This is a genomic window from Streptomyces luteogriseus, from assembly GCF_014205055.1.
Taxonomy (GTDB): Bacteria; Actinomycetota; Actinomycetes; order Streptomycetales; family Streptomycetaceae; genus Streptomyces; species Streptomyces luteogriseus.
Map to the genome: position 1 here is coordinate 537603 of NZ_JACHMS010000001.1, position 25195 is coordinate 562797.

The following is a 25195-nucleotide window of genomic DNA, read 5'->3' on the forward strand; positions in this document are numbered from 1 at the left end:
CGGGCGCTCGGGCGCTCTGCCGCAGCTTGCGGCACAGATCGACGACGATGCCCGCCTGCCTCGCTCCCGGCGCATTGCAGCGGCCGGCTACCGCGCAATCTCACCCTCGATGTCGCGGACCAGGCCGATGGCCCGGCCGAGGTTGGTGAGCCGTGCGTCCAGGGTCTCGCCGGCGGGGTAGAAGCGAACGGTGTCGACACCGGCGTCGCGCCACACCCGAAGCCTCGCCCGCACCATGTCCTCGGTGCCGATCAGCGTGGTGGCCAGCACCATCTCGTCAGTCACGAGACCGGCCGCGCCGTCGCGGTCTCCGGCCTGCCAGCGCTCCCGGACCTCGGCCGCGACCTCGGCCCAACCCTGGCGGCTGTAGGCGCTGTTGTAGAAGTTCGTCGTCGCGGAGCCCATGCCGCCGAGGCTGAACGCCAGCTCCTTCTTGCGGTCGGCCACCATCGCGTTCAGCGCGTCCTCGTCCTCGGCGAACGCCACCTCGGCGCCCTGGCAGATGTCCAAGTCGGTGCGGGAACGCCCCGATGCGGCGAGCCCCGCGTCCAAGTGGTCGAAGTACGCCTCCTTGGCGCCCTCGGGCACGAAACTGGTGCCCAGCCAGCCGTCCGCGATCTCCCCGGTCAGGTGCAGCATCTTCGGCGAGAGGGTCGCCAGGTAGATCGGGAGGTCGTGCTCGGCGCGCATCGACAGCCGCATGGGCTTCGCCTCCCCGCCCGGCAGCGGGAGTTGGAACTCGCGCCCCGTGTAAGAGACTTTGTCCCCCGAGGTGGCCTGCCGCACGATCTCGACGGTCTCGCGCATCCGGGACAGCGGCCGGGCGAACGGCACGCCGTGCAGACCTTCGATCACCTGCGGCCCGGACGGACCCAGCCCCAGCAGAAAGCGCCCCTCGGAGAGGTTCGACAGGGTGATCGCGGCCCGGGCAATGGCCATGGGTGTGCGGGTGGCGAGTTGAATGATGGCCGAGCCGAGCAGCATCCGCTCGGTCTTGGCGGCGAGGTAACCCAGCGGCGAGGGCGCATCAGCACCCCAGGCCTCCGCGACCCAGCAGATGTCCATGCCGAGCTTCTCCGCCTCCACGACGAAGTCGACCGTCTCCGGCCAGTTCGCGGACGCCTCGATCGTGGTCGACGTACGCATCACACACGCGCCTTTCCAGGCTCTTCGGCCAGCTTCCTGATCGCCTCGAGCGTGGTGGCGATGCTGCTCTCGAACTCACGCATGCGCACGAAGACGATCTTCTGCTCCTTCTCCGGCATCCGGTCGATGGCGACGGACAGGCCCGAGCGGCCCGGCCCCATCTGCATCCACTGCCTCAGCATCGTGCCGCCGTCCCGCGGCTCCAGCGTGAACCGCCAGATCGCTGACGGGAACTGCGGATCCGCCACCGCCCAGGCGAACACCCTCAGGGGCTCGTACTCGACGATGTGGGACGTGGTGGCCCACTCCCCGAACGCCTCGTGCTTGCTCCGGCCCACGAAACGGGCCCCGAGCGCGGGTCCTGTGCGTCCGTCCAGCCACTCCACCGACTGCAGTTCCGAACTCAGACTCGGCATCAGTTCGATGTCGGAGATCAGTTCCCATACCCGCTCCGGCGGGGCCGCGATCCAGATCGGCACCTCGACATTCGGCTTGTCCGCATAGCGCGCGCCCGTCCACTCCACGATGCGGCTCTCCTCATCAGTACGACAACCTTCAGGCAGATACAGCTCTGACCACCAAAGTTGTTTAAAAAGACTCACTTGTCAAGGGAGTCGGCGTTCTTCGGGCAGGGTTGATTCAGCGGGCGAACCGCTCCCGCACATCCGGCCGCTCGGCCAGGCGTGGAGGATAGCCCGGCCCCAGGCGGGCGTGTGTATTGTCGGCGGTCATCGGCTCACCGCAGGCGGCGCACACCACTTCGGCGTGGCTCTCCTGGCCACAGACGTCGTGATACATCACCACCGGCGGGCCTTCCTCACCGGACAGCCAGCGATCCCCCCAGCGGTTCATGGCCAGCAGCACCTTGTGGAAGTCACGCCCCATCTCAGTGAGCACGTAGTCGTACCGGACCGGCTCGGTCTGGTAGGGCCGCTTCTCCATCAAGCCCTCGTCCACGAGCCGCCGCAGCCGGTCGGTCAGCGTGTTGCGTGCGATCCCCAGCGACTCCTGGAACTCGTCAAAGCGCTTGATGCCGTATCCGGCCTCCCGCAGCACCAGGGGCGTCCACCAGTCACCCAGCAGGTCCATGGTCCGAGCGATCGAGCAGGGCCAATGCGCGAAGGATGTACGCCTCATAGTGCCAAGCATACGGTCCGTCTCAGAAAGAAACCCAGCAGGTTGCACGGGCCTGACAGGGCCGCAGTGGACGCTGACGGCGGTCGAGGACCACCTGGAGATGCCGGTAGGCCGCTGACCTCGTCGCTGAGCTGCTGATGCACTGTGACCTCTGAGTCCTCGTCACGCCCCCGTGTGACCGGGATCGATAGTTGGCAAAAGGCAACGCTCGTGACCTGCACTGATGCCAATTACCTTCAGCGGCAGGAAGGATAAGGTATCGATGACTGCTCGATGCTAGGCGAGGGTTCGCCCAGGGCTTGCGACGGTAGTAGTGCTTCCCCGACCGGCCAGCTGAGTCTGATGAGATGGGCTTTGACAGGCACTTCCCTCCCCCTGACCAAGCGGCTGCGGACACCACGACGCTCACCCAGCGTCGGCTCGCAAGAGTCCGGCAGGAGCATGCTGTGCGCCATGAAGACGAAGCGAATGAGGCTCGCCTTCGCGCACCTTGCGGTGGAACGACGGCTGTCTGGGCGGTCGATGTGGCGACAGGGTGAACCCGGAGAGCAAAGGAACAACGGCCACCTCACGCTCGACGGCATCGACCTACCGCTGGAGTAGCAGTCGCTGCGGTCCGAACAGGCGTCATAGACCCGGTATGGGCCCGCGGTCGTGGCTGCACAACGCGCACCCTCCAGTGGACCGTTGGCTGCGCGAACGGGGGAACGCTGACCTGCTGACACGCGGCCTCTGTGGCGCGGGCGTCTCCGCGACGACGCTCGCGAGCCCACGGCGAGCACGCTTCAGCCCTTGCTCCGGGCCTCGTGCAGGTGGTCGACCTCGAAGGCGACGTCCGTTATCTGGTGACAACACGACTGGCCACGCACCAGACGTGACAACAAACAACTGGTGACAGCTACCGCGTCCCGTCAGCAATGCCGAGCACCCGTCGGGTCTCGGCGGCGATCTGCTGTGTCTCGCCAGTAGCGACCACGAGGACCGGGACACCTCTCACCTGCTGATCGATGCGGCGGAGGCCTTCCCGCATCAAATCCTCCAGTTCGGGGACGAGAAGCCCGCCTCGTACACCGAGAACAGTCAGAGCCGAGCAGATCTCCTCGCGTACCTCGGGTTGGTCTTCGCCGATCTCCCCGGTGAAGACCAGTGCGTCCAGCCGGTCCAGCGAGGCGGCCATCGAGGCGATGCCCCTGCGGCAACTGAGTGTGAACGTCGCCAGCGCCAACGCGGCCGCGGCATCACCCTCCGCACGGGCGCGCACCAGCTCCCGGGTGTCTCCCGAGGTACCGGAGAGGCCGAGCAGACCGGAATGCCGGTGGAGTGTGTCATCCAATTCGTCCGTGCTCAGACCGTGCCGCCGCTGCAGCCACAGCAGCGCGCCGGGGTCGAGGCTGCCGCTGCGTCGGCTCATCACCAGGCCATCCAGCGGAGTGAGGCCCATGGTGGTGTCCACGCTGCGTCCGTTCCGGACGGCGCAGGCCGAGCAGCCGCCGCCCAGGTGCACGAGCACGACCTGGAGGTTGTCGACGGGTCGGCCCAGGGCCTGCGCCGTCCTCTGCAGCGCCCACGAGTAGGAAAGCCCGTGGAAGCCGTACCGGCGCAGCCCGTATTCGGCTCGCCATCGCTCCGGCACGGCGTACGTGCGCGCCGGTGCCGGCAGATCCTTGTGAAAGACAGTGTCGAAGCAGGCGACATGAGGAACGTCGGGCAGAAGTTCTCGTGCGGCATCGACCACCTGCAGGGCAGGGGTCACGTGCAGCGGCGCGAGATTGGCGACGTCCGCCAGCAGAGCCCGTACGCGTGCGTCGATCAGCGTATGTCCGGTCAGGTGGGGACCGCTGTGGACGATGCGGTGACCAACCGCCGCAGGAGCGGGCACCTCGCTGAGGAAGTTCCGCAGTTCCGCCGCCGCAGCAGGCCCCGGGGGCTCCGAGGCGTCTCGATCCGCGACCCGTTCACCGTCCGGCGCGAACAGAGCGATGTGAAGGCTCGAAGAGCCGGCGTCGAGGACCAGTACGTGACCATCACGGCTCTCGTGGGAGCGGTCAGCGCTCATCACACACCTCCCGTGCACTCGCGTCCTCTGACACGCCGGTCGCCGGAGCCGTCACCCACCTCGGTGCACGGGTCCTGATCCGTCACCTTCCCCATCCACGGCCGCCCGCACCCGTTGCTCCTCGCGAGCGGAGCTGACGTCCCGTTCCAGGGGTGTGCGGCTCACTGCTGCCGCGAGGTCCTCCAAGGCCCGCTTCTGCAGTTCCGCCCCGCGCCGCAGCACCGGGCTCCGGTCCCCGGCGGCGCCCTCCCACGCGTGGAGCACCTCCTCCACACGCCCCCAGTCCGGATTCCTGTGCTCGCGCACGTCGACTGCCGCCCGCGCGGTGTCTGCCTCCAAGGCCTCGGCGAACCGCTCCGCCTCGGGGGCGAAACGGCTGTCGGCCCGCGGGACGTGGCTCTCCATGAGCATCGCTGCCCGGTCAAGTCCCTTGAGCGCCTCCTGCGCCTCCTCCGCCTCGCGCGATGTCAGGCCTCTGGGGCCGACCGGTTCCTGCTTCGCCTGGTCGTAGGCCTCCTGCCAGGCGGCACGTGCCTCCCTGCTCGCCAGCAGGGCCCTGCGCATGTCGGCGCGATGCTCCTGGGTCGGTTCGGCGTAGCTGCGGAGCACTGCGGCCGCGTAGCGGCCGTTGGCGGCGAGCCAGTCCGCCAGCCGGCCCGGCAGCCGGGGGGTCTCCCATGCGGGGAACACCACGTACGCCAGCATTGCCAGGGCCCCGCCGAGCAGGGTGAGCACGACCCGCTCCGGGACCGTCTGCTCCCATGCCTGGCCGCCCATGCCGAGCAGGAAGACGACGTACGCGGCAGTGAAGCACTGGGAGTAGGCGTAGCCGGTACGGAGCAGCGTGTACGACAGGGCCGCCGAGACCACCGCCAGCGCGCCGAACACATGGGCGTCCGGGCCCAGGGCCCGCACCATCCCCGTGGCGAGCGCGACCCCCGCGAGGGTCCCGGCGAGACGGCCCACCGCACGCGCGTACGTCCGGTGGAAGTCCGGCCGCATCACCATCACCGAGGCGATGGGTGCCCAGTAGCCGTGTTCCAGGGGCAGCCGGGAAGCGATCAGATAGCCGAGCGTGGCCACCGCCGCCAAGCGGACGGCGTGCCGGAACACGGGCGAGTCCCGGCGGAGCTCACGGCGGACCGCCCGGACGACGACCGGGAACAACCGGAACATGGTCGGGCGCACCAGGAACTGGGCGCTCGCGGGGCCGGGCGGCGTAGGCGTCTTGTCGCGCGCCCCGCCGCTCCCGGCGATCTCCAACGCCTCGACGAGCAGTTTCACGAGCCGTTCGGCCGCATGCCGGGCGGGCCCCTCCAGCACCTCGCCCGCCTCGTCGACGCGCAGCAGGACGTCCGCGCTTTCGGGCGGCACCTCGGCGGGAGTGCCGCGGCGGATCGAACGGGCGGCCGCGTCCAGGACATCGGCGGCCGCGCCGAGCAACTCCCGTGCGCGGTCCCGCCCGGGTCCCTCCGCCGGGGCGCCGACGTCCGGGTCGGCGAGCGCGGCGACGACCGGCAGAATGCGCTCGGCGAGGCCCCGGGGGCCGTGGAGGACGGGGGGCCGGGTGCGGGCCTGTGAGGGCGTCACGGCGGCCGCGTCCCGGGCCGTCATCAGCGGCTCCGGGTCGAACCGCGCGGTCGGGTCGTGTCGCAGCCGGCGGGCGTAGTCCGCCACGGCGGCCAGCGCGTCGGCGAGCGCGTCACGATGCGCCCCCCAGCGGCGGATCGGGAACAGCAGGATCAGCACGGCCTGCGCCACGCCTCCGAGCGCGATGACACCGGCGTGTTCCAGGGCTCGCCCGACGCTGGTGGGCAGGGTGATGGTCACCAGCATGCTGCCGACCGTCGTCGCTGCGACGATCCCAGCGGTCGATCCGAGGGACCACGCCATCCCCGCGGCGAAGGCCCATACGGCCAGCAGCGGGAGGAACGTCACGAGTCGCCCCGCCGCCAGGTAGCCCACGAAGGTACTGAGCGCCAGCCCTGCGCCCGCGCCGAGCGCGATCACCTTGCGCGGACGCCAGGTGCGCTGGAAGGTGGCCGCACCCGCGGAGTAGGCACCGAGGGCGGCGGACGCGGCATACGCAGGGGAGACCAGCCACAGCGCCGGCCCGATGACGAGCGCCACCCCAGCAGCCGTGCGAAGCGCGAGCAGCGGCTCCAGCCGCGTCTCCTCGACCGTGAGCCCGGATCGCACGACCTCCCCGAAGGTCCGCAGCCACGTCACGGTGTGAGCCCTGTCGGGACGCCCTGCCGGGTCGCGACGGCTTGGTCGAGGTGCGGCCGCCGGGCGAGGAAGCCTCCCGCAGGGCCCAAGAACTGAGCAGCGGTGAATAGGCCATACGTCAACATGCGGCCTCACCAGTCCCAGAGTTTGCCTCGCACTGAATGTCCGGTGGGTTTTTCGCCACCGGCATGGCGAGCATGCGGGTGGCTGCGGTCTGTCCTACCGGGCGGGACTCAGGTGGTTCAGCCCTGCCGAAATCAGGGTGATCGCCACCCGCCACCCGGACTGGTCCGAGGAGACGGACGGGTGGCGGCCGTTGAGTTCCTATCGCTTGTGGCCGTTCTCGTGTCCGTTGGGATGCAGGACCACCTTGGTCCAGCCCTCATCGCGGGCGTCGAAGTGCTCATAAGCGGCGGGGGCTTCGTTCAGGCTGAGTTCGTGGGAGACGACGAAGCTCGGCTTTGCCTTCTCGCCGGCGATCAGGTCCCGCAGCGCCCGGTTGTACTTCTTCACCGGCGCCTGCCCGGTGCCCATGCGCTGGCCCTTGAACCACATCATGCCGAAGTCAATCGGGACCTTGCCCTGTGCCTCCAGCTCGCCTTGGGCCTCGTCACCGCCGGGGTCCTGGGGCAGGAACACGCCCACCACGCCGATGTGGCCCGTGAACCTGACCGAGTCGATCAGGCCGTTGAGCGTGAGGCTGGCGTCCTCGTGTCCTTCGGGGTCGTGTGCCTGGTAGCCGACGCACTCACAGCCGTTGTCGGCACCCAGGCCGAGAGTGGCTTCCTTGACGACCTCAGCGGGGTTCTGTTCGGCGGTGTTGATCGGGATGGCCCCGATCTCCTCCGCCTTGCGCAGCCGGTCGGGCTGGTGGTCGGCCACCCATGCGCGTCCGGCACCCTTGAGGAGGGCGGAGTAGGCCGCCATCAGCCCGACGGGACCGGCCCCGAAGACGATCGTCTGGTCGCCCGGTTTGACGCCGGCCATCTCGGTGGCGTGATAGCCGGTGGGGAAGATGTCGGCGAGCATCACATAGTCGGTCTGCCGCTCGGCGGCGTCCTCACCCAGACGCAGCGCGTTGAAGTCGCCGTAGGGCACGCGCAGTAGTTCCGCCTGGCCGCCCTGGTAGGGCCCCATGTCGGCGAATCCGTAGGCGGCTCCGGCGAGGGCCGGTTCCGGCTGCATGGTGAGGCAGTAGTTGGTCAGACCCTGCTCACACTGCTTGCAGAAGCCGCAGGCGATGTTGAAGGGCAGGACCACGTACTCGCCAACCTGGACCTTGCGGACGGCCGAGCCGACCTCCACCACCTGGCCCAGGTTCTCGTGTCCCAGGGTGCGGCCGGACTCGAACGAGGTACGGCCCTCATACATGTGCAGGTCAGAACCACAGATGTTGGTGGTGGTGATCTTGACGATGATGTCGCAGGGGTGCTCGATCCTCGCGTCCGGTACGTCCTTCACCGTGACCGTTCGCGGGCCTTCGTATACCGCTGCTTTCATGACTGCGATCCCTTGATGTCGCGGCATGACCGCACCACGGCGGCGATGGAGAGGGCGCGAAGACCCTCACTCGCGGGAGTTGAACGCGTAGGGGTTGGTGGGACGCGGTCCGTGACTCCGGCATGCCTCTGCGGGTCGTTCACCCGGATCAGGTGCAACGGCGCCGCCGGGGGCTTGCGACGCGGAGCACCGGCGCTCCGGCGGCGTGCCGTCCGGGTCCCCGTCGGCCCTCGACGCGAAACGAACACGCGGGCAAGGATCAGCGAAATCTTCTCACCCGGACGACCATCGACCACCGACGTAGCTCCGACTCGGACCCCGGCTAGTCATCGTGGTCGTCCTGGAGCCTGTGGCGACGTTCCTGTTCGCGCTTGGAGTAAGCGGCTGCCCGGATCGCGTCGTCGCTCTCCAAGCCTGATCCCAGCGCGCCGCCCACGGTGGCGACCGAAGCGACGAACCAGGACAGCGTCAAGTACTCCTCGGCGTCCAACGGGGTTCGTGTCACGGAAGCGAACGCCTGGTCGTTGAGGATGAACAGTGCCCACACCCAGTTGATGACCACCAAACCCACATAGCAGACAAGTACCCCGATACCCACGGTCACGACCGTCGAGGCGTTGTAGAGCCGCGCCCTCTGCCTCGCCTCCGGCGAGCTCTCTGCGGATCGATGCCACAGTTCCGCGTCTATGATCAGCCAGCCGATCATGAGCGCGACAGATCCGACCGTGGCGATCACGAGGCGTGGGGTGCTGAGGGACACGGCCAGACTCCAGACGGTGGAGTTCACGGTGGCGACTGCTCCCGTGGCGAGTGCGGCCGCCAGGGCTTTCGACAAGCCCGGCACCAACCGCCATGGCCGGTTGGCGCGGACCATACCGACGAGCACCCGCAGGTAACCGCGCGGCCCGCTGACGACGTACCGGAGATCGTCGGTCCCCTTCTCACGGGTTTGGCCCGGATGAATAGGCGCGAGACGATTGATGAAGGGCCCCAGAAGCGGCTGACTTCGCGGAGGTCCTTCAGCCCCAGTGGTTTGCGGACTCGCCAAGCCAAGCACGGCTTCTTCGACGGCCCGCCGGGCCCTCGTCTGCAGCCGCAGCCCTCCCAGTGAAGGAAGAGAGAGCAGCGCCAAGCCGTGTTCGTGATTCAGATTCACAGCGAGCCTGCGCCCGTGTGAGTGCAGCGGAAGGTCGGTGAGGGCCACGATGATGTCCCAGTTCTCCGCACTCCCACGGTCCATGATCCGGCGCATCAAGGTGGGCGGGTCTTCCGTCCCCGAGGTGAAGGCCTCACTGACCACCTTGACGTCGAACCGTCGCCCCTGGCCCGACTTGTCAGCGAGCCGAGCAGAAAGTGTCCGGGCCATGCGCTGCGCGATCTCCGTCGGCGCGTCCGGATCCGCCAGGAGAGCCACGACCGTAGCGCCCTGAGACGACACCCGCATGACTGGACCCTCCTCATCGGCTGCCACGCGACCCCGAGTGCCCACGGACGCCGCCGAGGTAACGTCGACGCCGCGGTGCGCGCCGGCCTCTCGCGGCAGGTGTGGGCGGTACGGCCAGATCTCCTCGTCTTCCCAGCACACCGCCTACTCCCGCCACCGGGGCACGATCGCGTCCGCCACCGCGAAGACCCACTCCGGCGTCACCCCGGCACGCACCGCACGCCGCGCCACCGACCAGGCCGCTTCAGTGTCCGCCCGGGAGCCGAGGGTGACAAAGCCCTGCTACGCGGGAAATCCAGAACGCCTGCGAGGCACAGCGCTACCGGGACGGCTGGCGGGGGGGGTGGGACGCGTCAACCGGCCCTGGCTGCTGCCCATCAGCCTCTCCCGAGCGCTCTCTGGCCCCGCCGTCGGTCCGCACGCCCGCCGACAGCCCGGGCTGTCGGACGCATGGGCCTGGCAGGGCAAGACCGGGAGGCTAATTGGGCCCGACATGCGCAAGCGTTCGCGCGCCCCCGTCGGCCAGGCTGGCTGCGAAGCCCAGGGGCCGGGAGCCGCCCGGCTCCCGCAACTGGAGGTTGCCGTCATGACCGTGATGTCCATCGCCAGATTCGAGAGGTTCTTTCGCGCGGCCGCAGGACTGAACGTCGACAAAAACGATCTCAAGCGCTATAGCGACTTCGTCGATTCCAAGCTCTACGATCTGCTGACCGTCGCCCAGGCCACCGCCAAGGCAAACGGGCGCGACATCATCCGGACACCTGACCTGCCGATCACGAAAGGCCTGCAGGAGAGCATTCACCACTTCCGGAAGATCGACCACGATGTAGAACTCAAGCCGATCCTGGAACAGCTCGCCACCCATCCCGCTCTGGACCGCACGCCCGATGAGGAGACCGAGGCGGCCTATCCGGACATCGTCGGCGGACTCAGCCTGGCCCTCGCCCAGAGCTTCAAGATCCTCCACCCCGATCTGAAGAACCCCCAGACCCAGCACTGGGACGAGGCCCGAGCCGTCTTCGACCTCCTGCTGTGAGTGGCGACCGGAACAGGCGGTGCAGGCCACGGCCGAACAGCGTCAGCGCGCTCCGCTTCCTCGGCTGCCGCAACGATCCTGCTGGCCCGCCGTAGGGCCTCGTCCACGTCCAGGGTGTTGCCGAAAGGTTCTGGTTGGCGAGCCGGCCGAGACCCGGCAGGTACCCACTGGGTGCCGAGAGCTCAGATTGTGGCGGGCTCGTCCTCGAAGGGATCACCGAAGGCATGGACAGGAACGTGTCCGTCGGGTCCGGGGAGCGGCTGCTGGATGAACTGGTCAGGGCGGCCCAACTGGCATCACCTGCGGAACTGCCCGTGGTTTTCAACCGGTATGCCGAGGCCATGGGCTTGGGCAGGGCCGTCATCTATCTGGTCGACATCCAGCAGAGACTGCTGGTGCCTTTTGTCGAAGGTGAGCCGGAACTGGAGCTCGACGCTTCGCCGGCCGGATGGGCCTACCGCACCGGCTCTCTCCGAGTGGAAGAAACCCCTTCCGGAGGACTGAACGTATGGCTCCCCCTGGCCGACGGACATGCCCACCGGTGTGCTGCGCTGGTGCAACTGCGGCCACCCGCCTCCGTTGCTCATCCGTCGCCACTGCCTGCTCCACAAGGCCTTGGAGCGGCCGCCTGAGCCTCCTTTGGGTCTGCCCGCCAGTCTCGCCGGGACCATCCGTCAGGTGCACGACGTCAGCCTCGAACCCGGTGACCGAATACTGCTCTACTCAGACGGCGTCGTGGAATCACGCGACGAGACAGGCGAGAGAGCGTCTTGGGTCACGGCAGGAGCGCGGCAAACGAGTTCGGCACCCTGGATTTGAGGTGCTCCCACTCGCCGGCGCTCACATGGCGCTCCAGAGTTTTCAGTACGGTGCGCACCAGCTTCTCATCGCCGCCTTCGACCGCGTAGGGGAACTCGCTCCGAACCCGGGCGAAGAACTCCTCATTGCTCATCTTTACGGGCGTGTCGGCCGGCTTCCAGCCGTCGTAGTAGACGCCTCTGACGATGGTCGGCAGTTGGGCGCCGAACTGTACGGCCGTCTCGACCGGGAGACGATCCCGAAGCGGGTGCAGCACGGCCCGCAGTGCCGCATACGACTGCTTACGCCGCTCTCTGGGCCACTCGAAAGCCTCCTCGACGTCTTTGAGGAGCCGATTGGCCTTGTCCACCATGGTGTCGAACGAGGAAAAACCCGTATCAACCATTTGCGTGGGCCTTTCGTTCTGAGCGCCTCACGAGCTCAGTCCGCGAGGTCGGCTTTTCCGAACAGGGCCGCGTAACTGGAGGGGAGTTGGCTGATGATCTGATTCAGTTCTCCGCCAGTCACAGCGTCGGCGACGGTGGTCAGGACCGCGCTGGCGTCCCACTGCGCCGTGCGCGGCCGGGCACCGGTGCGCTCGGCGACCCGGCGGTAGAACTCTTCGATCCCGAAGCTCTGCGCCCGCTGGGGCGTTGCATGGTTCAGAACCTGTCCCAGCGGGCCGGGCAGCTGCGATGCGAGGTCCTTGACCTCTCCCGGGCTGACCCGTTGGGACAGCACTTCCAGCACGGCGTTGGTGACGTCCGCGGCTTCGTTCTGGTCCTTGTACTCGCCTCGCTCGCGTACTTGGGCGAGGAATCCGTCGTATTTCATCGCTGCCTCCTTCTTCCCCGGTCACCGCTGGTCACGGAGGTCGTCCGGTGCCCTGTCGGGCCGGCCGCGTCCGTCCGTCGGCGCGTAACTGCCGTTGGCGAGGCTCTTGGCCCTGGACTAGAGGGCCAGGAAGTAGGGGATCGAGCCGGAGCCGATGTCGAAGAAGCCGTTCAGGATCGTGCCCAGGTCGAAGACGATCGCGTAGTACAGGAACGCCTGTCCGACGAAGAGCGCCAGCCCGAGAACGGCGCGACGCGGGTACCGCCGTAGAGCAACACCGCCCGACGGCCCGGGACGCCGAGCGTTACGCATGGGCATTCGACCGCGAGGACCAGGCGGACATGGGCCGGCGAGCACCACTGGGCCTGCTCCCCCTTCGGCTGCTGCGCGCCTGGCGCCTGCGGCGCCGAAAGGAAGCCGGTGGCGAGCCACATGCCGAGTCTCCGCCGCCGTGAGGGGGTTGTGATACGGGACGTCGTTCATGAGTCACCCCGGATGTCGAGCCTCGCCGGCCCGGCCGCGGTGCCGGACGTGTGTCCGGAACCGCGGTCGCATCTCAGCCGCTGCTCCCGGTGCTTTCACTCGTCTCGCTGATCTCGACGTGCCGGGGCTTTGCGACCTCGGCCTTGGGGACGGTGATGGTGAGCACCCCGTCGGACATCTGTGCATTGATCTTTTCGGTGTCGACCTCTCCGGGCAGTCGCAGCCGGTACTCGAAGGCTCCGGTGCGGCGGGTGCTCCGGCGCAGGACGCCTTTGCGTTCCTTCTCCTTGATCTCTCCGGTGACCACCAGCTCCTGACCGTTCGCTTCGACGTCGATGTCCTTGCTCTTGACGCCGGGGAGTTCGATCTCGACGTGGAAGGCGTCGTCGGACTCCGTGACATCCGCCAGGGGTGTCCACACGACTGCGGGCGCCGCGCCTCCCACCGTGGATTCGATCAGTCCGCTCATCTCGCTGAGCAGTTGGTCGAACTCCGTCAACGGATTGCGTGCCCAGCCAACGGGCCTGTCCTGCATTGCGCCACCTCGGTGGCGCCGGACGGGCGTGGTCATTCCCATCGCCTCCTTCTCCTTCTCGTGATCTCGTCGCCCGCTGGGTGTCATGCGAGCCAAGCGGACTCCTTCGGACGGGTGTGCGGTGAGCTGTCGGTGCCGCCGGGCGCGGCCGTGTGGCCCAGGTAGCGGTGCACGAAGTGGATGCTCATCGCGCCTTCGCCGACCGCGGAGGCCACGCGTTTCACCGAGCCGCTGCGGACGTCGCCGGCGGCGAAGACGCCAGGCAGGCTGGTCTCCAACGTCAGGCAGTCGCGGCCCTGGCTCCGCCACAGTCCGGGGACGGAGCAGGCCTGCGCCTCCGCCCCGGTGAGCACGAAGCCGCGCGCGTCGAGGGCGAGCGCGTTGGACAGCCACTCGGTGTGGGGCTCGGCGCCGGTGAAGACGAACAGGGCGCGCACCGCGAGGTGCCGATGCTCGCCCGTACGGTGGTCGACCACGGTGACCGCCTCCAGCACCTTGTCGCCGAGTGCCTCGGTCATCTCGGTGTGCAGCAGCACGCGCACCCGCGGATGGCGCTCGACCTGATCGATCAGGTAGCGGGACATGTGTGCCTCGAGGCTCGGCCCGCGGACGAGCAGATACACCTGCGGTGCGTACCCGGCCAGGAAGAGCACGGCCTGGCCCGCGGAGTTGCCTCCGCCGACGACGGCCACCGGGTCGGTGCGGCACTGCTGGGCCTCGTAGACGGTCGCCGAGTAGTGGACGCTCGTTCCCTCCAGGCGTTCGATGCCGGGCGCCCGGAGGCGGCGGTAGCGAGCGCCGGTGGCCAGGACGACGGTACGGGCGGTGATCTCGCTGCCGTCGGCGAACCCGACGGCGTAGTACCCGTCCCGCGGTTCGAGCCGAGCCGCCTCCGCCGGGACGCTGATCCTGGCGCTGAACTTGTCGGCCTGGAGCACAGCGCGTTCGGTGAGTTCGGCGCCGGAGATGCCGGAGGGGAAACCGAGCAGATTCTCGATGCGGGACGACGTGGCGGCCCGGCCGCCGCTGGCCATGGCCTCGACCACGGTGGTGCCCAGGCCCTCCGAGGCGGCGTTCACCGCGGCGGCGAGGCCGGCGGGTCCGGAGCCGACGATCAGGAGATCGCCGTGATGGTTTCCGGCAGGCAGCGACGGCAGGCCCATGAGCCGGGCCAGTTCCGCGTTGCTGGGGTTGCGCAACAGAGTGGTGTCCCGCCAGATGACGAGCGGTGTCTCCTCCGGGCCGACGCCGAAGCGGCGCAGCAGCTCCTCGGCCTCCTCGTCGGTCTCCAGATCGATCCAGCGGTGCGGCAGCCGGTTGCGGGCGGCGAACTCGCGCAGCCGCCGGGTGTCGGGCGAATAGCGCGAGCCGATGATGCGGAAACCGGCGCCCTGCCCGACGAGCAAAGCACGGCGGCCCAGGCAGGCGCGCAGCACCACATCGCCGAGGACGGAGTCCCGGGTCACCAGGTCACGCAGCTGATCCATGGACAGGGCGAGGACCTCGCCGGGGTCCCTGACCAGGGCGGTGTAGAAGGCCACCTGCCCGTTCAGGAGACCGAGTTCGCCGATGAAGCGGCCGGGGCCGTGCACACGCAGCAGTCGTTCGTCGGGCGTGCCGTAGCCCTCCACGATGGCGACGGAGCCACTGAGGACGACGTAGAACGTCTCGCACCGCTCCCCCTCCCGGATCAGCACCTCACCGGCGTCGACCGCGCGCCGCCGGCCATGCTGCGCCAGGCGGTCCATCTGGTCGTCCGGCAGGCGGGGGTAGGCGCCGTAGATGTCGGGGGTCTCGAAGGGGACGCTCTCCTCCGTCTCGTCCGGCGCCGGCGCCGCGCTCGGCCGTGTCTCGTCGCCGGGCATCACACGAACGCCTCGTGGACGAAGCACCACCGCCAGTCCTCGCCGGGCTCCAGTGACGCCGCGATCGGATGGCCGTCGGCGGCGGCGTGACGGCGCGCGTGCCGGTTCGGCGAGGAATCGCAGCATCCGACGTGGCCGCAGGTCAGGCAGAGCCTCAGGTGGACCCACGGGGAGCCGAGCAGCAGACACTCTTGACACCCTTCGGGGGTCAGCGGCTGGACCGGCCGGACCAGCGCGAGGTGGGGGTCGGTTCGTACGGTCATGGATGATCACCCTTTCCCGGCCGGCTCACGGCCCGCGATCGACTGCTCCACCCACCGCCGCAGGACAGGGGCAGGTGCGGCACCCGCCTGCCGGGCGATGGTCTGTCCCTTGTCGAGGACCAACAGCGTCGGCACCGCCTGGACCTCGAAACGCTGCGCCAGACGCGGGTTCTTGTCGATGTCGACCTTGACCAGCTTGATCTTTCCCGCGAGATCGGCGGCGACCTTCTCCAGCGCGGGGCTCACCATGCGGCAGGGGCCGCACCAGGTGGCCCACAGGTCGACGACGACGGGCACGGTGGCCTGCTCGACGACCTCGGTGAAGTCGTCGTCGCCGGCGTCGGCCATCCACGGCAGAGGCTGCTTGCAGTTGCCACACCTGGGGTGGCCCTCGGCGGACACGGGCACCCGGTTCTTGCGCCCGCAGTGCGGGCAAGTGACGTTCGTGGCCTGAACAGTGCTCATGCCGCCTGCGCTCCCTTCACGTCCTCGGGCTGGTCGTAGGTGACCACCAGCTCTCCGGCCTGGGCATCGACGCGGACCGTGGCGCCGTCCTGGACGTCGCCGCGCAGCAGGGCACGGCCGACGAGCGTCTCGACCTCGTGGGAGATGTAACGCCGCAGCGGCCGGGCGCCGTACACCGGGTCGTAGCCCTGGTGAGCGATCAACTCCCGGGCGGCTTCGGTGAGTTCGACGGTGATGCGGCGTTCGGCGAGGCGGCGGCGCAGTTCGTCGAACTGCAGCTCCACGATCCGCTCGATCTGCCGCTCACCGAGCGGCTTGAACAGCACGATGTCGTCGACGCGGTTGAGGAACTCCGGGCGGAAGTGCCCGCGCAGCTCGCCCATCACCAGGGCGCGGGCGTCCGGCTTGATCTCACCCTCGGCGGTGGCGCCGTCGAGGAGGTGCTCGGAGCCGATGTTGGAGGTCATGATGATCACGGTGTTGCGGAAGTCGACGGTGCGGCCCTGGGCGTCGGTGATGCGGCCGTCGTCGAGGACCTGCAGCAGGGTGTTGAAGACGTCGGTGTGCGCCTTCTCGATCTCGTCGAACAGCACAACGGAGTACGGCTTGCGGCGCACGGCCTCGGTGAGCTGGCCGCCTTCCTCGTAGCCGATGTATCCGGGCGGGGCGCCCATGAGCCGGCTGACGGTGTGCCGCTCCTGGTACTCGCTCATGTCGAGGCGGACCATGTTCTCCTCGGAGTCGAACAGGGCCCGGGCGAGGGTCTTGGCCAGCTCGGTCTTCCCGACGCCGGTCGGGCCGAGGAAGATGAACGAGCCGATGGGGCGGCGCGGATCCCGGATGCCGGAACGGGCGCGGATGATGGCGTCGGCCACCAGCTTGACGGCCTCGTCCTGGCCGATGACGCGCTCGCGCAGGATCTCGTCCAGGCGCAGCAGCTTCTCGCGTTCGCCCTCCTGGAGGCGGGCGACGGGAACGCCGGTCCAGGCGGCGACGATCTCGGCGATCTCCTCCTCCGTGACGACCTCGCGCAGCAGCCGGTTCTCCCCTTGCTTCGCGGCGAGTTGCTCCTCCTCCGCGGGGAGTCGGCGCTCCAGGTCCTGGAGGTGGCCGTAGCGGAGTTCGGCGGCGCGGTTGAGGTCGTAGGCGCGTTCTGCCTCCTCCGCCTCGTGGCGAACCTGCTCCAGTTCCTGGCGCAGTTCCTGCACGCGGCGGATGGCCTGCCGTTCGGCCTCCCACTGGGCGTGCTTGGCGTCGGCCTCGCCGCGCAGGTCGGCCAGTTCCCTGCGCAGCTCCTCCAGGCGGGTTTTGCTGGCCGGATCGGTCTCCTTGGAGAGGGCGGCCTCCTCGATCTCCAGGCGGGTGACGCGGCGAGTGATCTCGTCGAGTTCGGCGGGCATCGAGTCGATCTCGGTACGCAGCCGGGCGCACGCCTCGTCGACGAGGTCGATGGCCTTGTCGGGCAGGAACCGGTCGGTGATGTAGCGGTGGGAGAGGGTGGCCGCGGATACCAGCGCGGTGTCCTGGATCTTCACGCCGTGGAAGATTTCCAGGCGTTCGCGCAGTCCGCGCAGGATGGAGATGGTGTCCTCCACGCTCGGCTCGTCGACCAGGACCTGCTGGAAGCGGCGTTCGAGGGCGGCGTCCTTCTCGATGTGCTTGCGGTACTCGTCGAGGGTGGTGGCACCGATCATGTGCAACTCGCCGCGGGCGAGCATCGGCTTGAGCATGTTGCCCGCGTCCATGGCCCCTTCGGCGGCGCCCGCGCCGACGACGGTGTGGAGTTCGTCGACGAACAGCAGGATGCGCCCCTGGGCTGCCTTCACCTCGGACAGCACGGCCTTGAGGCGTTCCTCGAACTCGCCCCGGTACTTCGCCCCGGCCACCAGGGAGCCCATGTCGAGTGCGAACACGGTCTTGTCGCGCAGCCCTTCGGGCACGTCGCCGCGGACGATGCGCTGGGCGAGGCCCTCGACGATGGCGGTCTTGCCGACGCCGGGGTCGCCGATGAGGACCGGGTTGTTCTTGGTCTTGCGGCTGAGGATCTGGGTGACGCGGCGGATCTCGGCGTCCCGGCCGATGACCGGGTCGAGTTTGCCGTCCCTGGCCTCGGCGACCAAGTCGCGGCCGTACTTCTCCAGGGCCTCGTAGGCCACTTCGGGGTTGGCCGAGGTCACGCGCTGGTTGCCGCGGATCTGGGTCAGTGCGCTCAGGAACGAGTCCCGGGTGATGCCGTGCTCCTTGAGCAGCCGTCCGGCGGCGGTGGACGAGCCCTCCTCGGCCAGGGCCAGCAGGAGGTGCTCCACGGACACGTACTCGTCCTTGAGGCGCTTGGCCTCCCGCTCGGCCGCGTCCAGCAGCCGGGACAGGCGCTGGGTGACGAACACCTGGCCCGGCGCCGCACCCGGGCCGGTCACCTTGGGCCGACGGGAGAGCTCCCCACGCACAGCCGCACGGAGCTCGTCGGGCCCCCTGCCCGCCTGCTGCAGCAGCCGCGGGATCAGGCCGTCCTCCTGGTCGAGGAGCGCGAACAGCAGATGCTCACCGTCGACCTCGGTCTGGCCCATGCTGACGGCGGCGCTCTGCGCCTCCTGGAGGGCTTCCTGTGACTTCTGGGTGAGACGGTTCATGTCCATGGCGGTATGTCACTCCTCGTACCGGCGCGGCGCAGTGCGGCTTCGAGCAGGCTGATGCGGTCCAGCAGATCGAGCACCAGACCGATGGATGCGTAGTTGAGACACAGACCGGACCGCAGCCGCTGGACGCGGGCGAGAACCGCCGGGGCCGCGGAGTCGAACACTAGGCGCCCCGCGGCGTCGCGCTCGGCGTCGACCAGGCCCAGGGCGACGAACCGGCGGACCAGGTCGGGATGGACGCCAGCGCGGCGGGCCACGGTGTCCAGGGAAAGCCTGGGCACGGGGACGAGCGCGTACCGCACGGCCGTGGAGCCGGCGCTCGTCCGTACGGGACGCCCGCCGGCGTCGGCCCGGGCGGTCCGGCCGCCGGTCGCCGCCCATGAGGGTCGGTCGCTCATCACGTCCTCCTGGGGTCGTACGAAGAGGTGGCGGCGAGCTCCTCGAACAGCTCGCGCTCCCGATCGCTGAGCTTGGGCGGCACCATGACGCGGAGTTCGGCGTAGAGGTTGCCGTCGGCACCGCGCGGGTTCGGCATGCCCTCGCCGCGCAGCCGCAGCCGCCGGCCACTGGACGAGCCCGCGGGCACCGTGACCTTGGCCGTGCCGCCGCCGGGGGTGGGCACCGGAACCGTCGCGCCCAGCGCGGCCTCCCAGGGGGTGACCGGAAGCTGCACGTACACGTCCCGGCCGTCCAGCCGGAACCGGGGGTGCGGTTGGATACGCACCCGCAGATACAGATCCCCCGCGGCGGCGTCACCACTGCCCCGTCCGCCCTCGCCCGCCAGGCGGATGCGCTGCCCATCGGTGACGCCGGGCGGTACGTCGACCTCGTACCGCCGCGGCTGCCCGGTGGGGCCGGCGAGCGTGACGGTGCGGCGGCCGCCCCTGTACGCCTCCTCGACGGTGAGCGGCAGCTCGGCCTCCTGATCGGCCCCCGGTACACCGCCGGGGGCGGCGCCTGCTCCGAAGAGCGAGCCGAGCAGGTCCTCGATGTCGACGCCCCCCGTTGCGAAGTCGTCGCCGAAGCCGGTGTACCGGGCACGGGGGCCGCCCGCACCCGCGGTCCTCCGAGCGCGGAAGCCGCCGCCGGGTCCCGCGCCGGCACCGACCCGCTCCTCCCAGTCCTCGGGGACCTTCCGGTAGTCCTCGCCGAAGCGGTCGTAACGGGCCCGTGTCTTGGGGTCCGACAGGACGCTGTACGCCTCGTTGAGGTCCTTGAAGCGTTCCTCCGCCCCCGGGTCCTTGTTGACGTCGGGGTGGTACTTGCGGGCGAGTTGGCGATATGCCTGCTGGATCTCGTCCTGGCTCGCGGTCCGTGACACGCCCAGCACCTCGTAGAAGTCCCGTGCCATGACCGGTCACTCCCGCTTCGCGACAGTCACGGCGGCGGGCCTGAGCTGCCGTTCACCGTCCCCGTAGCCCGGGCGGAGCACCTCGACGACCGTGCCCGGTGGGGCGTCGGGGTCCTGGACGACGCCGACCACCTCGTGTCGGGCTGGGTCGAAGGCGACGCCGGTCTCCGCGTGCCGCGGGTAGCCGAGCAGTTCGAGGACGTTCACCGCCTGGTCGCGGACCGCCCGGACGCCCTCCACGATCGCGTCGGGGTCGGATCCGGCATGGGCCAGGGCGAGTTCGAGGTTGTCCAGGACGGGCAGGAAGGCGGCGGCCGTGCGGGACCGCTCGGCCGTCCGCTCCCGCTCCAGTTCCCTGGCGTGGCGCTTGCGGAGGTTGTCGAGGTCGGCGAGCGCGCGCCGCCAGCGGTCCTCGAGTTCCTTGAGCTCGGCCGTGTGCTCGTCCTCGGACGGTGCGGGGCCGCCGGCCGCGTCGGGGCCGGGTTCCTCGTCCGGGCCGGGCCCCGGCCCGGTCGGCGGGCCCGAGCGCGGAAGGTCCCCTCGGGGAGGGCGTACGGCGCCCTCCGGAGCCGGGTCTGCCGGGTCCGGCACGGCCGGGTCGGATTCCCTGGGGTGGATCGGCATGGCGGTTCCTCAGTCCTTGTCGAACTCGGCATCGATGACGTCGTCGTCACCGCCACCGTCGCTCGGGCCACCGCCGGACGCACCGTCCCCGGTGGTGTCCTGGTCGGGACCGCCCGTGGCGGCGCCGCCCTGATGCGCCGACAGTGCTGACAGCACCTGCTGGAGTTCGGAGGTCAGGGGCCGCACCCGCTCCACACCCGCCTCCTCCTTGACCGCCGCCCGGGCATCCGACACCAGCATCTCGGCGCGTGCCTTCTCGTGCGCGGGTGCGGCGTCGCCCAGCTCGGCAAGGCGCTTGTCGACCTGATAGGCGACGGCGTCGAGCTCGTTGCGGGCGTCGACGGCCTCGCGCAGGGCCTGGTCCTCACCCTGGTTGCGCTCGGCCTCCTGGACCATGCGTTCGACTTCGCCGCGGTCGAGGTTGGAGCTCTCGGTGATGGTGATGCCCTGTTCCTTGCCGGTGTCCTGGTCTCGGGCCTTGACGTTGAGAATGCCGTTGGCGTCGACGTCGAAGGTGACCTCGATCTGCGGTTCGCCGCGCGGCGCCGGGCGGATGTCGGTGAGCTGGAAGCGGCCGAGCACCCGGTTGTCGGCGGCCCGTTCGCGCTCGCCCTGGAGGACGACGATGTCGACGGCGGGCTGGTTGTCCTCGGCGGTGGAGAAGGTCTCGGTGCGGCGCACGGGGATGGTGGTGTTCCGCTCGATGATCTTCGTCATCACGCCGCCGCGTGTCTCGACACCCAGTGACAGGGGCGTGACGTCGAGCAGCAGGACGTCCTTGACCTCACCCTTGAGCACCCCGGCCTGGATCGCGGCGCCCAGGGCCACGACCTCGTCGGGGTTGACGCTCATGTTGGGTTCCTTGCCGCCGGTCAGCCGGCGCACGAGGGCCTGGACGGCGGGGATGCGGGTGGAGCCGCCGACGAGGATGACCTCGTCGATGTCGCTGTCGCCGACCTTGGCGTCGGCCATGGCCTGCTGGACCGGCCCCAGGCACCGCTCCACCAGGTCGCTGGTGATCTGCTCGAACGTGGACCGCATGACCGAGTCGGTGAGGTGCTTGGGGCCCGAGGCATCGGCGGTGATGAACGGCAGGCTGACCTGCGTCTGCGTCACCGAGCTCAGCTCGGTCTTGGCTTTCTCCGCAGCCTCGAACAGGCGCTGCAGGGCCTGCGGATCCTTGCGCAGATCGATGCCGTTCTCCTTCTGGAAGTCGTCCGCGAGGTAATCCACCAGACGCCGGTCGAAGTCGTCACCGCCCAGGTGACTGTCACCTGCCGTGGAACGCACCTCCACCACGCCGTCGCCGACGTCGAGGATGCTCACATCGAACGTGCCGCCGCCGAGGTCGAAGACCAGCACCGTCTCGTGCTGCTTCTTGTCCATGCCGTACGCGAGTGCGGCCGCGGTCGGCTCGTTGATGATCCGCAGCACTTCCAGTCCCGCGATCCGCCCGGCGTCCTTGGTGGCGGTGCGCTGGGCGTCGTTGAAGTAGGCGGGCACGGTGATGACCGCCTCCGTGACCCGTTCCCCGAGCTGCTTGGACGCGTCGTCGGCGAGTTTGCGCAGCACCTGGGCGCTGATCTCCTCGGGCGCATGGAGCTTGTCGCGCACCTTGAAGCGGGCGACGCCGCCCGGACCCTCGACGACGTCGTATGCCACCGCCCTGGCCTCGTCCGAGATCTCGTCGAAGTGCCGGCCGATGAACCGCTTCGCCGAGTAGATGGTGCCCTTGGGATTGAGGATCGCCTGGCGCCGGGCCAACTGGCCCACCAGCCGTTCCCCGGTGTCGGTGAAGGCCACCACGGACGGTGTCGTACGGTTGCCCTCGGTGTTGGGCACGACGGACGGCTCGCCGCCCTCCCACACGGCGATCACCGAGTTCGTGGTGCCCAGGTCGATGCCCACTGCCTTGGCCATGAGGAACTCCTCCCGGTGCGGCGGCATGCGCCGGCAATGCAGATTCGATCGTTCATGTACGGACGGGACGTCCACCGGCGCCGGTGGACTGCAACCCGCCGAGCAGCCGTACGGCCTCGTCGGCCACCTCTTCGTCCACGACGTCGTCGTACCGGCTGGGCTGCATCGAGCGGACGGAGGCGAAGTCCCGGCGGCCGCCCTGCAGGGCGTACAGCAGCAGACCGAACAGCGCGCCCACGATCGCTCCGAAAATCAGGCCGTAGAGGGCGACGAGCAGGGCCGAGACGAGCGGGTCCACCCAGTCGACCAAGCCGAAGAGCCAGCCGATCAGCGCTCCGGGAAGGGCCCCGCTCGCCGCTCCGTGCAGGGCGGCCCTGCCATAGTCCATGCGGCCGACGACCTGCTCGACGAGGCGGACGTCCTGGCCGATGATGGCCACCCTCTCCACGGGAAACCCCTGGTCCGAGAGGTGGTCGACGGCGCGTTCTGCTTCCTGGTACGTCTCGTACGTGGCAACGGGCCTGCGAGGCTGCTCGTTCATCGCCCAGTCCTCCCTGCCGGTGTGCACGGCGGCCCCCGGCACGCCCCAGATTCGCGAACGGAGCAGTTCTGCGCCTGCACCCGGCAGGTCAAAGAACAACGGAGCCCGTCCCCCCGCGAGCACGAGGCGAATGACTCCGGACATCTCGGGTACGTTGTCGGGGACTGCGTAGGTGATAGGGACGCTGTCACCTCTCCGGGGGCTCAGGGAAGGGAGTAATCCCATGGCCCGCTGCCGAGGCCGGGGTGTGCACCGACGCTCTCCCGACCGGGAAGGCAGTCTTCCGCCGGGCCGTCTGGGGCAGCACCCCACGATCTCGCGGAGAGGGTCCCGCCGGTCCCTTTCCACTCTGGCCTCCCACAAACTGCCGCCAGCCTCTCGCGCCCTGTTCGACACTCGGGACGAAAGCGAGATCCTGCGCCTGGCCATGGATTACGTGTCGGCTGTCGGCCCGTACAGAGCGGAGGCCGGATACCTCTGGGTGGACGGCCATATGGTCCCGAGCCCGCAGGTCGGGCCGGGTCATGCGTCATCCGTCGACCGGACGGTGCGAGAGCTGACCGGACGGGACGTCCCCGTAACCGTTCCCGGCCGGTCCAGGGGCCGGGCCCTGGCCCTGCGCGGACCCGGTGGACCGCACGGCTACCTTGTGGTGACGTCTCGCTCCCGGCCCACCGAGGCCCAGCGCTTCCTGCTCGCCACGTTCGTACGCCTCACCGCCGCGGCCCTGTCTGTCGCCGTCGCGCACCGCCGCCAGCGGGAAGACGCCCTGGAGCTGCACCGACTGCGAGGGGAACGGGCAACCCTCCAGCGGCGGCTGATCTCCCTCGCGGTCGAGCTGGGGTATCGGCGGGCCGTGCACGAGGTCCTCGCCGAGGTCGCGGCCTCGGGCGGCGGCGAGGAGGCCATCACCGGCGCACTGCACGAGCTCACCGGATTTCCCGCGCTGGTGGAGGACCGCTTCGGCCGACTGCGGTCCTGGTCCGGTCCCGGTCGGCCCGCCCCCTATCCGGAACCGGACCCCGCACGCCATGAGGAGATGCTCCAGGGGGTCGCCCGGAGGGTCGGGCCCGTGCGGATCAAGGACCGGCTGATCTCCCTGGTACGCCCCCGCGGTGAGGTCCTCGGAGTGCTGGCCCTGGTCGATCCCCAGGACGACGCCGACGAGTACACCGTGTTCGCGCTGGAGCACGCCGCCACGTCACTCGCCCTGGAACTGTCGCACCTGCGCCACCTGGCGGAGGTCGAGCTGCGACTGCGCCGCGAACTGGTCGACGATCTTCTGGCGGGCACGGACGAGGCGAGCGCCTACGCCCGGTCCGAGGCGTTCGGACACGACCTGCACCGCATCCAGTACGTGGTCGTCGTGCAGTGGAGGAGCCAGGCAGCGGACGACGCCTTCGCGCGGACCGTGGGCCGGGCGGCATCGGCCGTGGGCATGCCGTCGCTTGTGGCTCGCCGCTCCGACCACGTGGTCCTGGTCGCCGAGGGCAGGCCGCACGACCACGCCTTGTACGAGACGCTCGCCCGGGAGATCGGAACACCGGACGGGACAATCGGGATCAGCGCCCGCTGCGACACCCCGGACGGTATCCCCGGCCGCTACCAGGAAGCGCTGCGTGCTCTGGAGGTACGCCGACGGTCCCGGAGCCGATACGGCACGACCTTCTTCGACAATCTGGGCCTCTACCGCATCCTGGGACCTGGGAACGAATACCAGGAGCTGGAGGCGTTCGTCCGGGAATGGCTCGGACAGCTCGTCGACTACGACGGCCAGCACCGTACGGCGCTCGTGGAGACCCTGTCCCGGTACTTCGACTGCGGCGGCAACTACGCCGAGACCGCCGAATCCCTCGCGATCCACCGCAGCACGCTTCGCTACCGACTCCAGCGCATCCGCGAGATCAGCACCCATGACCTCACGAACGTGGAGGACCGCCTCAACCTGCAGGTCGCGACCCGGGTGTGGAAGATCATGCTGGGCGGACCCGGTTGAGGCGACCACGCACTGCGGCCGGCTCCGGTGTCCCCGTCGCCGTGGGAGCAGGCTTCCCCTCCGCCGAATTGGCTCGTCGGGTATCACTCAGACGGTCGGCGGCGGTTGGAAGGCGATGGCCTGCGGCATACACACCGCAAGCGTCCTGCTCCGAGCGGTTCCTCCGCGCGCGGAACTCGAACCTTGGACTGTGGCCTATGTCGTGAGGCGGAGGAGGCGCTTGTAGCAGCACAGGGCGGCGGCCGAGCCCGAGAAAAGACCAGGTAGTTGCGGGGATTGCGATCGTAGCGGGCTTGAGCATGGCCGGCTCCGTCGGTCGCCACTAGAGGCCCGCTG

General features: G+C 69.4%; 25 protein-coding genes. 5 read left to right on the top strand and 20 right to left on the bottom strand.

Annotated elements, in window-relative coordinates:
• Nucleotides 1-87: 87 nt before the first annotated feature.
• The 3 genes from BJ965_RS02515 to BJ965_RS02525 form a co-directional block, all read right to left on the bottom strand.
• Nucleotides 88-1146, bottom strand: coding sequence for an LLM class flavin-dependent oxidoreductase (locus tag BJ965_RS02515; RefSeq protein WP_184907142.1), 1059 nt, complete (start codon nt 1144-1146; stop codon nt 88-90).
• Nucleotides 1146-1670, bottom strand: coding sequence for an SRPBCC family protein (locus tag BJ965_RS02520; RefSeq protein ID WP_184907143.1), 525 nt, complete (start codon nt 1668-1670; stop codon nt 1146-1148). The genes BJ965_RS02515 and BJ965_RS02520 overlap by 1 nt, the downstream gene beginning before the upstream one ends.
• A gap of 115 nt (nt 1671-1785) precedes the next feature.
• A complete protein-coding gene (locus BJ965_RS02525) occupies nt 1786-2235 on the bottom strand; it encodes a winged helix-turn-helix transcriptional regulator (RefSeq protein WP_246545819.1) in 450 nt (149 codons plus the stop codon).
• Between the two features lie 501 nt (nt 2236-2736).
• Between BJ965_RS02525 and BJ965_RS02530 the strand changes: the two genes are divergently transcribed.
• Nucleotides 2737-2886 (top strand): hypothetical protein, encoded by a 150-nt coding sequence (locus tag BJ965_RS02530; RefSeq protein ID WP_184907145.1) that lies wholly within the window; start codon nt 2737-2739, stop codon nt 2884-2886.
• A 295-nt stretch (nt 2887-3181) separates the two neighbouring features.
• Here the strand turns inward: BJ965_RS02530 and BJ965_RS02535 are convergent, their stop codons facing one another.
• The 4 genes from BJ965_RS02535 to BJ965_RS02550 form a co-directional block, all read right to left on the bottom strand.
• Nucleotides 3182-4339 (bottom strand): acetate/propionate family kinase, encoded by a 1158-nt coding sequence (locus BJ965_RS02535; RefSeq protein WP_184907146.1) that lies wholly within the window; start codon nt 4337-4339, stop codon nt 3182-3184.
• Between the two features lie 51 nt (nt 4340-4390).
• On the bottom strand, nt 4391-6568 hold the full coding sequence (locus BJ965_RS02540) for an FUSC family protein (protein ID WP_184907147.1): 2178 nt from the start codon (nt 6566-6568) through the stop codon (nt 4391-4393).
• Nucleotides 6569-6892: 324 nt separating this feature from the next.
• Nucleotides 6893-8068 carry a glutathione-independent formaldehyde dehydrogenase gene (locus tag BJ965_RS02545; RefSeq protein ID WP_184907148.1) on the bottom strand — a complete coding sequence of 392 codons (1176 nt, stop codon included), beginning with the start codon at nt 8066-8068 and terminating at the stop codon, nt 6893-6895.
• Between the two features lie 322 nt (nt 8069-8390).
• On the bottom strand, nt 8391-9482 hold the full coding sequence (locus BJ965_RS02550; RefSeq protein ID WP_313666687.1) for a hypothetical protein: 1092 nt from the start codon (nt 9480-9482) through the stop codon (nt 8391-8393).
• A gap of 616 nt (nt 9483-10098) precedes the next feature.
• Between BJ965_RS02550 and BJ965_RS02555 the strand changes: the two genes are divergently transcribed.
• The 3 genes from BJ965_RS02555 to BJ965_RS39015 all read left to right on the top strand — a co-directional run bounded on the left by BJ965_RS02555 (nt 10099) and on the right by BJ965_RS39015 (nt 11367).
• Complete coding sequence (locus tag BJ965_RS02555; RefSeq protein ID WP_184916673.1) at nt 10099-10548, top strand: DUF1931 family protein; 450 nt, start codon at nt 10099-10101, stop codon at nt 10546-10548.
• Between the two features lie 224 nt (nt 10549-10772).
• Nucleotides 10773-11180, top strand: a complete 408-nt coding sequence (locus BJ965_RS02560) for a hypothetical protein (protein WP_246548637.1) — start codon at nt 10773-10775, stop codon at nt 11178-11180.
• A complete protein-coding gene (locus BJ965_RS39015) occupies nt 11080-11367 on the top strand; it encodes a PP2C family protein-serine/threonine phosphatase (RefSeq protein WP_246545821.1) in 288 nt (95 codons plus the stop codon). Before BJ965_RS02560 ends, BJ965_RS39015 begins: the two co-directional genes overlap by 101 nt.
• On the opposite strand, the gene BJ965_RS02565 is transcribed toward BJ965_RS39015, so the two are convergent.
• The 13 genes from BJ965_RS02565 to BJ965_RS02625 form a co-directional block, all read right to left on the bottom strand.
• Entirely contained in the window at nt 11324-11752 is a 429-nt protein-coding gene (locus BJ965_RS02565) for a DUF2267 domain-containing protein (RefSeq protein WP_184907150.1), read from the bottom strand. The genes BJ965_RS39015 and BJ965_RS02565 overlap by 44 nt on opposite strands.
• A gap of 35 nt (nt 11753-11787) precedes the next feature.
• Nucleotides 11788-12180: a DUF2267 domain-containing protein gene (locus BJ965_RS02570; RefSeq protein ID WP_184907151.1), complete on the bottom strand. Its 393-nt coding sequence runs from the start codon at nt 12178-12180 to the stop codon at nt 11788-11790.
• A gap of 117 nt (nt 12181-12297) precedes the next feature.
• Nucleotides 12298-12492 carry a hypothetical protein gene (locus BJ965_RS02575; RefSeq protein ID WP_376777894.1) on the bottom strand — a complete coding sequence of 65 codons (195 nt, stop codon included), beginning with the start codon at nt 12490-12492 and terminating at the stop codon, nt 12298-12300.
• Nucleotides 12493-12736: 244 nt separating this feature from the next.
• Nucleotides 12737-13198: an Hsp20/alpha crystallin family protein gene (locus tag BJ965_RS02580; RefSeq protein WP_246545822.1), complete on the bottom strand. Its 462-nt coding sequence runs from the start codon at nt 13196-13198 to the stop codon at nt 12737-12739.
• Nucleotides 13199-13281: 83 nt separating this feature from the next.
• Nucleotides 13282-15063 (bottom strand): FAD-dependent oxidoreductase, encoded by a 1782-nt coding sequence (locus tag BJ965_RS02585; RefSeq protein ID WP_184907153.1) that lies wholly within the window; start codon nt 15061-15063, stop codon nt 13282-13284.
• Entirely contained in the window at nt 15063-15326 is a 264-nt protein-coding gene (locus BJ965_RS02590) for a UBP-type zinc finger domain-containing protein (RefSeq protein WP_184907154.1), read from the bottom strand. The genes BJ965_RS02585 and BJ965_RS02590 overlap by 1 nt, the downstream gene beginning before the upstream one ends.
• 6 nt (nt 15327-15332) lie before the next feature.
• Entirely contained in the window at nt 15333-15791 is a 459-nt protein-coding gene (gene trxA, locus BJ965_RS02595) for a thioredoxin (protein ID WP_184907155.1), read from the bottom strand.
• Nucleotides 15788-18427, bottom strand: a complete 2640-nt coding sequence (gene clpB / locus BJ965_RS02600) for an ATP-dependent chaperone ClpB (protein ID WP_184907156.1) — start codon at nt 18425-18427, stop codon at nt 15788-15790. Before clpB ends, trxA begins: the two co-directional genes overlap by 4 nt.
• Nucleotides 18418-18825: a chaperone modulator CbpM gene (locus BJ965_RS02605; protein ID WP_184907157.1), complete on the bottom strand. Its 408-nt coding sequence runs from the start codon at nt 18823-18825 to the stop codon at nt 18418-18420. Before BJ965_RS02605 ends, clpB begins: the two co-directional genes overlap by 10 nt.
• Nucleotides 18825-19778 carry a DnaJ C-terminal domain-containing protein gene (locus tag BJ965_RS02610; RefSeq protein ID WP_184907158.1) on the bottom strand — a complete coding sequence of 318 codons (954 nt, stop codon included), beginning with the start codon at nt 19776-19778 and terminating at the stop codon, nt 18825-18827. Before BJ965_RS02610 ends, BJ965_RS02605 begins: the two co-directional genes overlap by 1 nt.
• A 6-nt stretch (nt 19779-19784) precedes the next feature.
• Complete coding sequence (locus BJ965_RS02615) at nt 19785-20402, bottom strand: nucleotide exchange factor GrpE (protein WP_184907159.1); 618 nt, start codon at nt 20400-20402, stop codon at nt 19785-19787.
• 9 nt (nt 20403-20411) lie between these two features.
• Nucleotides 20412-22322, bottom strand: coding sequence for a molecular chaperone DnaK (dnaK, locus tag BJ965_RS02620; protein WP_184907160.1), 1911 nt, complete (start codon nt 22320-22322; stop codon nt 20412-20414).
• Between the two features lie 52 nt (nt 22323-22374).
• Complete coding sequence (locus tag BJ965_RS02625; RefSeq protein WP_184907161.1) at nt 22375-22863, bottom strand: general stress protein; 489 nt, start codon at nt 22861-22863, stop codon at nt 22375-22377.
• Between the two features lie 223 nt (nt 22864-23086).
• Between BJ965_RS02625 and BJ965_RS02630 the strand changes: the two genes are divergently transcribed.
• Complete coding sequence (locus BJ965_RS02630; RefSeq protein ID WP_184907162.1) at nt 23087-24859, top strand: PucR family transcriptional regulator; 1773 nt, start codon at nt 23087-23089, stop codon at nt 24857-24859.
• Nucleotides 24860-25195: the final 336 nt, after the last annotated feature.